Below are 9308 nucleotides of genomic sequence, written 5' to 3'. Positions count from 1 at the left end.
GGGCCGTAACCGCTCCCCGGACGCAACCCCCCGGCGCGGGTTGTCGTTTCCGGCGGTGCCGCACACGACCGTGTAGCTGAACCGAGGCCGCCTTGCTTACCTTCTTCAACGAACATCATACGCAGCACGCTTCCCGCGTCGACATCGTCGGCGGCGAGCCCGTTCCCGGGTCGGAACGGCCCGAGCGCATCGAGGCCGTGGCGAACGAATTCGCGCGCCGCGGCCTGGGCCGCATCGTCACCCCGCACGGCGTGCCGCTCACGTCGCTGGAACGCACGCACACACCGCGCTACCTGCACTTCCTGCGCAGCGCCTGGAACGCGTGGCTCGCACTCGATCCACGCAATGCGGAACGCGAACCGCTGCCGTCCGCGTGGCCCCTGCAGGGCATGCGCCGCGACGTCGAACCGGACAGTTTTATCGGCCGCCTCGGCCTGTACGCGTTCGACGGCGACACGCCGCTGACGGCCGGCACGTGGACCGCGGCCAAGACGGGCGCCGATTGCGCGATCAATGCCGCGCACGCGCTGCGCCTGGGCGAACACGGCACGTTCGCGCTCACGCGTCCGCCCGGCCACCACGCGGGCGCCGATTACTTCGGCGGCTACTGCTTCCTGAACAATGCGGCGCTGGCGGCCCAGCACCTGCTCGACGACGGCCTGCAGCGCGTGGCCATCCTCGATATCGATTACCACCACGGCAACGGCACGCAAGACATCTTTTATCGGCGCAAGGACGTGCTGTTCGCATCGATCCACGCCGACCCGCGCACCGACTACCCGTTTTATGCCGGACACGCGGACGAGACGGGCGACGGCGCGGGCACGGGCTTCAACCTGAACGTGCCGCTGCCGCGCGGGACGAGCGCCGCGCAGTGGTTCCTCGCGCTGGAGACGGCGTGCATCAAGATCGCCGGCTTCGCGCCGCAGGCGCTCGTCGTGTCGCTCGGCGTCGACGGGTTCAACGGCGACCCGCGTTCGCACTTCGGCCTGGGCAGCGGCGATTTTCTGCGCATCGGCGAACGCATCGGCTTCCTCGGCCTGCCGACGGTCTTCGTGTTCGAAGGCGGCTCGGTCGTGCCGGAACTCGGCATCAACGTGGTCAACGTGCTCGAAGGCTTCGAGACGGCGGCCTGATCTCATTCACGCATCCAGAGAAACGACGATGATCGAATGGCAGTGGAGCGGCTTCGCCGACCTGACAGCGTTGGAACTGTACGAGATGCTGGCGCTGCGCCAGCAAGTCTTCGTGCTCGAGCAGACGTGCCTGTACCCGGACATCGACGGCCTCGATCCGGCCGCGCACCACCTGCTCGGCTGGAAGACCGTCGCCGGCAAACGGGAACTGGTCGCCACCCTGCGCTGCCTGGCGCCGGGCGCGAAGTACGACGAGATGTCGCTGGGCCGCGTCGTCACGAGCCCGTCCGCGCGCGGCACGGGCCTGGGACGCGAGCTGGTCGCACAAGGCATTGCGTGCGCCGAGCGGCTGCATCCCGGCCACGCGATCCGCATCGGCGCGCAAGCCCACCTCGAAGCGTTTTATGCGAGCTTCGGATTCCGCACGGTCTCCGCGCCGTACGACGAGGACGGCATCCTGCACGTCGACATGCTACGGCCGGCCACCGTCATTTGAGCAGGCCGGATTTGGCCGGATCGGGCATGCGGATCGCAACGAGGCAGGCCAGCGCGCACATGACGCTCACGTACCAATAAAAATACGGTTCGTGGCCGGCTTGCTTGAACCACAGGGCCACGTATTCCGCCGAGCCGCCGAAGATCGCGTTGGCCACCGCATACGACAGGCCCACGCCCAGCGCGCGCACCTCCACCGGGAACATCTCCGCCTTGATCAAGCCACCGATCGACGTGTACAGGCTGATGATCGCCAGCGCGCACACGATCAGGGCGCCGGCCGTCAGCGGATTCGAGACGCTGCGCAGCGCCATCATGATCGGCGTGGTGAACACGGCGGCAAGCGCGCCGAAGCAGATCATCGACGTGCGCCGGCCGATGCGGTCGGACAGCGCGCCGAACGCCGGTTGCAGCAGCATGTAGATCAGGAGGCAGACGGTCATGATGCGGCTCGCCGTTTCCGTGCTCATGCCGGCCGTGTTGACGAGGTATTTTTGCATGTACGTCGTGAACGCGTAGAAGATCAGCGAGCCGCCGGCCGTAAAACCCAGCACCGTGACGAACGCGCGCCGGTGGTGCCTGAGCAGCGACGCGACACTGCCCGCGGCCTCGCTCCTGCGCTCGGTGGCGGTGGTCGTCTCGTGCAGGGAGCGACGCAGGTACAGCGACACGAGGGCGGCGCAGGCGCCGACGACGAACGGGATGCGCCAGCCCCACGCCTTCAACTCGTCGTGCGTGAGAAACAGCTGCAGGACGCCCAGCACGAGCAGCGCCGCCAGCTGGCCGCCGATCAGGGTCACGTACTGGAACGAGGCGAAGAAACCCTTGCGGCCCGCCTCGGCCACCTCGCTCATGTACGTGGCGCTGGTGCCGTATTCCCCGCCCACGGACAGGCCCTGGAACAGGCGCGCCACCAGCAGCAGCGCGGGCGCCGCCGTGCCGATGCTGGCATACGTCGGCAGCGCCGCGATCATCAGCGAGCCGCCGCACATCATGAGCACGGAAATCATCATCGCGTTGCGCCGGCCATAGCGGTCGGCGAGGCGGCCGAACAGCCAGCCGCCGATGGGCCGCATGAGAAAGCCGGCCGCGAAGATGCCGGCCGTGTTCAGCAGTTGCGTGGTCGGGTTCCCCTTGGGGAAGAAGGCCGACGAAAAATACAGCGCGCAGAACGAATAAATATAAAAGTCGAACCACTCGACCAGGTTGCCCGACGACGCGCCGACGATGGCGAAGATGCGCTGGCGCGGTGTGAGGTGCTCGATGGCGTACGCGTCCGTCGTGTCCGTCGTGGTCATTGCTGTCTCCGAGAATGCGCCGATTGCCTCCCCGGCACGGCCGCGGACTCAAGATAGCAGCTTCCCGGTTTTGCCGGCGCCGGGGTCAGCGGCGGGGCCGCCTGCCGCGCCACAGCAGCACCGGCACGCCCGCGAGCAACAGCCAGGCCGCCGACGGTTCGGGCACGGGCGTGAGCAGGACCGGCGCGCAATAGCCGAAGTCGTTGCAGCTGTTGGCCACGATCTGGCCGGCGTCGTTGATGCCGACGGCGTCCATCAGCACCTGGATCCCGAGGCCGTCCGTGACGGTGTTCAGGTCGACCATGCTGCCGTCGGCATACACGAACGCGTGCGAAAAACCGAATCCGGGAAGGCTCGAATAACCGACCACCTGGCCGGCCGCATTGACGGCATGGGCATCGCTGTAATCGCCGCCGAAGGAACCGAGGTCGTGCATCACGCCGCCGCTGTACAGGAAGGGGTGCGTGGCCACGTTGCCGGCGGTCAGGCTCGACCCGGCCACCTGGCCCGCATCGTTGATCGCATTGGCCCAGCTGAAGCCGCCGCCGAGCGTGCCGAGGTCCTCCATGGTGCCGTCGTGGTAGAGGAAGGCGTGGGCGCCGTCGTTCGGGAAGCCCGGCCCCGGTTGGGAACCGCCGACGATCATGCCGGCATCGTTGATGTCCCGCGCCCGCGCATCCGTGCCGCCCAGCGTGCCGATGTCGGTCAGGGTGCCGCCGCTGTACAGGAACGCGCGGCTATTGCCCGACGCATCGGTGGACTCGCCCACGACCTGGCCGCCGGCGTTGATACCGTAGGCAATGCTGTCGCCGCCGTACAGCGTGCCGATGCCCTGGATGTCGCCGCCGCGGTAGATGAAGCCGCGCGTAAAGTCGCCGGATTGCGAGGCGCCGATCACTTCGCCGTCGTTGGTGGCGGTCGCGTAGGCGGACGAGCCGCCCAGCGTCGGCAGGAAGGCCACTGCGCCGTCCTTCCAGACGAAAGCGCGGCCCTGGAAATCGGCATTGGTGCCGCTGCCGACGATGCTGCCGTCGTTGCCGATGCCGTAGGCCGTGAAGTTTTCAGGCAGAAAGGTCGCGCTGTACAGCGGATCGGCCAGCACGGCCGGCGCCGCCAGCGCCAGGACGATCCCGAGCACAGGCGCCGGCCGCGCGCGGCGCCGGCGCGCACGCCAGGCCAGCAGCGCCAGCCCGGCGCACAGCAGTGCCCAGCCGCCCGGCTCCGGCACGGCCGGCACGAGGTCCAGGCGCACGTCCGCGCACGTGCCCAGGCGGCAGGCGCGGCCCAGGATCTGGCCGGCGTCGTTGATGTCGGTGGCGTCGATGATCTCCCAGCCGTTCGCGCCCGTCACGAGCGTATTCAGGTCAACCATGTGCCCGTCGAGGTAGATGAACGCATGGTAGCCCCAGCCGACGTCGGTGATGAGGTCCGAGGAGCCGACGACGACGCCGGCATTGTTCAATGCCCGCGCATAGCCCCAGGTGCCGCCCAGCGAGCCGAGGTCGACCAGGTGGCCGTCGCGGTATTCGAAGGGCCGCGACGGCGCGGCGTTGTCCGGGTCGGCGCTCGTCTCCGACCAGCCCACCGCCACGCCGGCGTCGTTGATGTCGTAGGCTTCGCTGCGCAGGCCGCCCAGCGTGCCGAGGTCCAGCATCGTGCCGCCCTGGTAGATGTAGGCGTGGCGGTCCGGGTCGGTGGGGGTTTGCGTGGGAACGAGCGTGGCGGTGCCGGTCACCGCGCCGGACGCGTTGACGGCCGCGGCATAGCTCCAGTCGCCGCCGAACGTGCCGATCAGGTGGAGGCCGCCGCTGTCGTACAGGAAGCCGCGCTGCGCCTCGCCGACGAAGGGTTCGGCGTTGCCGGCGACCATGCCGGCGTCGTTGATGCCCCGCGCGTTCGAATTCGGATACATGTCGGCCGGTAGGCCGGCCCCCACCGGCACCACGGTGCCGCCGATCCAGGCGAACGCACTGCCGGAGTACGGGCTGTACTGCGAGCCCGCGATGTCGCCGCGGTTGTTGATCGCGCTGCCGTAGCTGTCCGGCACGGCGCCGCCCAGGCTCGTGATCGTGCCGCCGGAGAGGATCGCGGCCGCGCCGCCGTACGTGCCGACGATCCGGCCCGCGTCGTTGAGCGCCGCCGGCGCGAATCCGGTCGGCAGGAAATCGACGGTGTACAGCGGATCGGCCCACGCGTGCGCGCTGGCGAGCAAGGACAACAACAAGGCGAACAGGCAACGGCGTATCGACATGGCAGGCTCCGGGTGAGATGCAGGCGTGCCAACGATAAGGGCCGGAACGCCGCGCGGACCTGAGCGAAATCAGGTGTGCGCGCCGGTGTTCAGAACGTGATGACGAAGCGCGCGCCGCGGCTCACCGGGCGCGCGTAGCGCACCGTGCCGCCATTGCCATGGACCAATTGACGCACCATCGCCAGGCCGATGCCGCCGCCCTGTTTCCGGGTCGTAAAGAAGGGCGTGAAGATGTGCGCGACCAGTGCGTCCGGCACGCCGGGGCCGTCGTCGTGCACCTCGATGCGCAGGCGCGCGCCGCGCGCCAGGCGGGCGAGTACGCGCGCGCGGCCGCCCGCGCCGGTGGCCTCGAACGCGTTCTTGAGCAGGTTGATCAGGGCTTGCTCGAGCTGTCCCGGATCGGCCATCAGTTCCAGCGACGCCGGCTCGACCGAGAATTCGATCGCGCCGCCGCGCGCCCGCCAGTCCGGGCCGACCAGGGCATCGAGCCGCGCGAACAGGGCGGCCAGCGGCACCCGTTCCGGCCGTGGCGCCGGCACGTTGGACAGGCTGCGGTAGCTGGCGACGAAAGCGGCCAGGCTGTCGGCGCGGCGGCCGATGGCGTCGAGCGCCGTGCCGAGGTCCGCCGCCACGTCGGCCGGCAGCGCGGGACGCGCTTCCTCGACCAGGTCGCGCGCGGTGCGCGACAGCGAGGCCACCGGCGTCAGCGAATTCATGATCTCGTGCGTCAGCACGTGCACCAGCTGGCGCCAGGCATCCAGGGCCGCGGCTTCCAGTTCGCTCTCGACCGGCATCAGGGCGACGAGGCGCTGGGGGCGGCCGTGCAGGGTCAGCAGCGACACCGTCGCCAGCGCGCGCTCGGTGCCGCGCTCGGTCTCGAACTGCAGCAGCGTGCGGTCGCCGTGCGGCTGGCCGGCCAGCTGGCGGTAGAGGGCGACGGCGGCGCTGGAACGGCCTGGCGCGGCCAGCTTGCGCGCGCTCGCGTTCAGCGGCGTCACGCGGCCGTCCGCGTCGCGGCCATCGATGCCGAACAGCGCGACGGGCGCATGTTCCAGCCGCGCTTCCAGGACCAGGGCATCGTCGACCAGGCTTTGCTGCTCGACGTTCAGCACGGCGCGCGGCTCCGCCGCGGGCGGCCGGCGCACGGCGGCCAGCGCGTGCAGGCTGCGCCACAGGACCAGCGCCGGCGCCAGCGCGCCCAGTCCGCACAGCACGAGGACGCGCGGCGCATCGCCCGCGCGGCCGGCGCCGAACGCCAGCGCCGCCAGGCCGGCCGCCGCCAGCAGCGCCGCGGCCTTCGCGCGGACCTCAGATGCCATGCTTGCCCAGCTTGCGGTACAGGGCCGCGCGGCTGACGCCCAGCATACGCGCGGCCAGGCTGATGTTGCCCTTGGCCTTGTCCAGCGCGGCGGCGATGGTGTCGCGCTCGAGCGCGCCGAGCCGGAAGTCCGCCTCCGGGTCCGCGCGCGCGGGCGCCGGTGCGGGCGCGGCGGGCGCGAGGCCGAAATCGTCATAGCGGTATTCGGCGCCACCGAGGATCACGGCGCGCTCGCAGGCGTGACGCAGCGCGCGCACGTTGCCCGGCCAGTCCCAGGCGCACAAGCGGTCCAGCGCGGCCGGCGCCAGCTCGCGCACGGGCCGCTGGTACTGGCCCTCGTACAGCGACAAGTAGTGGTGCAGCAGCCCGGGAATGTCGTCGCGCCGCGCGCGCAGCGGCGGCACGCGGATCACGATGGTGTTCAGGCGGAACAGCAGGTCCGGGCGGAACACGGCCGGATCGAACAGGCGATCCTCCGCGAGGTTGGTCGCGCTGACGATGCGCACGTCGACCGGCTCCGGGCGGTCGGCGCCGATCGGCGTGACTTCCCTGCGCTCGAGCGCCGTCAGCAGCTTGGCCTGCGCGGGCAGCGGCATGTTGCCGATCTCGTCGAGGAACAGGGTGCCGCCGCGCGCGGCCTGGAAGCGGCCGGCGCGGTCGCTCTTCGCGTCGGTGAACGCGCCCCTGCGATGGCCGAACAACTCGCTCTCGAAGGTCGCCTCCGGCAGCGCGCCCATGTCCACCACAAGGAAGGTGCCGGCGGCGCGGCGCGACGCGTCGTGGATGGCGCGCGCCACCAGCTCCTTGCCAACGCCGTTCTCGCCCAGCACCATCACGTTGGCCTCGGTGGGCGCCACGCCCGCGATCGTGGCCTTCACGTCGCGCATCGGCGCCGATTCGCCCATCAAGGCGGACGCGCCGGGCACGTTTGCGGCCGCGCGCCGCGCCAGCGCGGCATCGACCGCGGCGGCGAGGCGCGCGTTGTCCCACGGCTTGGTGATGAAGTCGACGGCGCCGCGCTTCAATGCTTCGACCGCGAGCGGCACGTCGGCATACGCGGTCAGCGCGATCACGGCCGGCGGCCGCGCCAGCGTGCGCAGGCGGTCGAGCACGGCCAGGCCTTCGGCGCCGTCGACGCGGCCCGGCGTGAAATTCAGGTCGAGCAGCACGACGTCCGGCACGCCGTCCGCCAGCAGCGCGTCCAGGCGCGCCGGGTCGTCGAGCGTGGCGATCGCGCCATGGCGGCGGCGCAGCAGCATTTGCGCGGCGCAGGCGACGTCGCGGTCGTCGTCGAGGATCAGGAGTCGGGCGCTGGAATCGGCCATCGGGCAAGGGTCGGGATGGGTCGGCGTGCCATTCTAGCAGCGCGCGCGGCGTCTTTGGGCACCTGTCCGGAAGCGCACACCGGCACCTGTCCGGATCCGGACAGTCGCGCGGCAAAACCCGCGCCGACGCCGGAAAAACCGCATGGCACGGCGCTTGCAAACCATGCCGGCATGACTCGTATCCCTCCCCAACTCGTCACCGGCGCCGCCATGGACGTGCGCGTGCCGGTCCGGCGCGGCCGGCAGGCCGTACGCGCCGCCGCGCTGCTGGCCGCCGTCGCGCTGGCCGCCTTCGCCGCGTGGCAAGCCATTCCGCACGGGCTGCAGGTGGCGGCGCGCGACGTGCGCATCGCCCGCGTGACGCCGGGCGTGTTCCGCGACGAGATCGTCGTGCGCGCCAGCGCCGAGCCCTTCAGCGCCGTCGTGCTGGACTCGGTCGAATCCGGCCGCGTCGAGGAAGTGGTCGCGCACGACGGCCAGCGCGTGGCGAAGGGCGATCTGCTGTTCCGCCTGTCGAACCCGCAGCGCAACCTGGAACTGCTGGCGCGCCAGACCGAATACGCGCAGCAGATCTCGAACCTCGCCAACCTGCGCGTGGCCCAGCAGGCCAGCCGCACCGACCATCAGCGCCGCCAGGCGGACCTGGAGTACGCGCTGGCGCTGGCCCGCAAGCAGCATGCGAGGAACGCAAGCCTGGCCGCGCGCGGCTTCCTGTCGGCGGCCGCGCTGGAGGATTCCGCCGACCGCCTGGCGCAGCAACGCCGCCTGCTGGACGACGAACGGCGCGCCGCCGCCGCCGAGGAACAAGTGCGCCGGCGCGTGCTGCAGCAGATCGAAGGCGTGATCGCGGGCCTGCAGGCGGGCCTGAAACTGGTGAATGCGACTGTCGACGCCCTCGCCGTGCGCGCCCCGGCGGCCGGCGTGCTGACCGATTTCCGGCTGCTGGTGGGAGAGACCGTGCACCCCGACCAGCGCATCGGCCGCATCGACGATCCGCGCCGTTTCAAGCTGGTCGCGCCCATCGACGAGTTTTATCTCGGCCGGGTCAAGGCCGGCCTTCCGGGCCGGGTGGACCAGGACGGCACAACCTATCCGCTGCGCGTCGCCACGATCTACCCGCAGGTCAAGGACGGCCGCTTCACCGCCGAGATGACCTTCACGGATGGACAGCCGCCCGTGATCAGCCCCGGCCAGGGCCTGGACGCGCGCCTGACGCTGGGCGAGCCGGCCCAGGCCCTGCTGCTGCCCCAGGGCACCTTCGCCAACGACGGCGGCGGGGCCTGGGTGTTCGTGGTGGCGCAGGACGGCCGCCATGCGGTCCGGCGCGCGGTGCGGCTCGGGCGCCGCAACGACACGCAAGTGGAAGTCCTGTCCGGCCTGGCCGCCGGCGAGGCCGTGATCGTGTCCGGCTACACGGCGTTCGGCAAGGCCGAGCGGCTGGAATTGACGAAGTGACCCAACACCCTCCAACATCGACATCAACCA

The 9308-nt window shown here is 70.8% G+C and carries 7 protein-coding genes; 3 read left to right on the top strand and 4 right to left on the bottom strand.

Going from position 1 to position 9308, the window contains the following annotated elements:
* Positions 1-92: 92 nt before the first annotated feature.
* A complete protein-coding gene (locus tag ISF28_RS20415; protein WP_198119025.1) occupies positions 93-1136 on the top strand; it encodes a histone deacetylase family protein in 1044 nt (347 codons plus the stop codon).
* Positions 1137-1164: 28 nt separating this feature from the next.
* The gene (locus tag ISF28_RS20410) at positions 1165-1632 is read left to right on the top strand and encodes a GNAT family N-acetyltransferase (protein WP_198119024.1); all 468 of its coding nucleotides are present in this window, start codon (positions 1165-1167) and stop codon (positions 1630-1632) included.
* Here the strand turns inward: ISF28_RS20410 and ISF28_RS20405 are convergent.
* From ISF28_RS20405 to ISF28_RS20390, 4 genes are all read right to left on the bottom strand, one after another.
* Complete coding sequence (locus tag ISF28_RS20405) at positions 1625-2929, bottom strand: MFS family transporter (RefSeq protein WP_198119023.1); 1305 nt, start codon at positions 2927-2929, stop codon at positions 1625-1627. The genes ISF28_RS20410 and ISF28_RS20405 overlap by 8 nt on opposite strands.
* An 85-nt stretch (positions 2930-3014) precedes the next feature.
* Complete coding sequence (locus ISF28_RS20400) at positions 3015-5180, bottom strand: DUF3466 family protein (RefSeq protein WP_198119022.1); 2166 nt, start codon at positions 5178-5180, stop codon at positions 3015-3017.
* An 89-nt stretch (positions 5181-5269) separates the two neighbouring features.
* Positions 5270-6499, bottom strand: coding sequence for a sensor histidine kinase (locus ISF28_RS20395; protein ID WP_198119021.1), 1230 nt, complete (start codon positions 6497-6499; stop codon positions 5270-5272).
* Positions 6489-7823 (bottom strand): sigma-54-dependent transcriptional regulator, encoded by a 1335-nt coding sequence (locus tag ISF28_RS20390; RefSeq protein ID WP_198119020.1) that lies wholly within the window; start codon positions 7821-7823, stop codon positions 6489-6491. Before ISF28_RS20390 ends, ISF28_RS20395 begins: the two co-directional genes overlap by 11 nt.
* Before the next feature lie 171 nt (positions 7824-7994).
* Here ISF28_RS20390 and ISF28_RS20385 point away from each other — a divergent pair, with 171 nt between their 5' ends.
* The gene (locus tag ISF28_RS20385) at positions 7995-9278 is read left to right on the top strand and encodes an efflux RND transporter periplasmic adaptor subunit (RefSeq protein ID WP_229519240.1); all 1284 of its coding nucleotides are present in this window, start codon (positions 7995-7997) and stop codon (positions 9276-9278) included.
* Positions 9279-9308: the final 30 nt, after the last annotated feature.

Origin of the sequence: Massilia rhizosphaerae, from assembly GCF_016093545.1 — a bacterium.
Taxonomy (GTDB): Bacteria; Pseudomonadota; Gammaproteobacteria; order Burkholderiales; family Burkholderiaceae_D; genus Telluria; species Telluria rhizosphaerae.
The sequence above is the reverse complement of the archived record's forward strand: the minus strand, read 5'-3'. Positions and strand labels throughout refer to the sequence as shown.

What these genes read in the sequence shown, in the direction of transcription:
- ISF28_RS20410 (WP_198119024.1), top strand. Translation starts at nt 1,165, where the DNA reads ATGATCGAATGGCAGTGGAGCGGCTTCGCCGACCTGACAGCGTTGGAA.
- ISF28_RS20405 (WP_198119023.1), bottom strand. Translation starts at nt 2,929, where the DNA reads ATGACCACGACGGACACGACGGACGCGTACGCCATCGAGCACCTCACA.
- ISF28_RS20400 (WP_198119022.1), bottom strand. Translation starts at nt 5,180, where the DNA reads ATGTCGATACGCCGTTGCCTGTTCGCCTTGTTGTTGTCCTTGCTCGCC.
- ISF28_RS20395 (WP_198119021.1), bottom strand. Translation starts at nt 6,499, where the DNA reads ATGGCATCTGAGGTCCGCGCGAAGGCCGCGGCGCTGCTGGCGGCGGCC.
- ISF28_RS20390 (WP_198119020.1), bottom strand. Translation starts at nt 7,823, where the DNA reads ATGGCCGATTCCAGCGCCCGACTCCTGATCCTCGACGACGACCGCGAC.
- ISF28_RS20385 (WP_229519240.1), top strand. Translation starts at nt 7,995, where the DNA reads ATGACTCGTATCCCTCCCCAACTCGTCACCGGCGCCGCCATGGACGTG.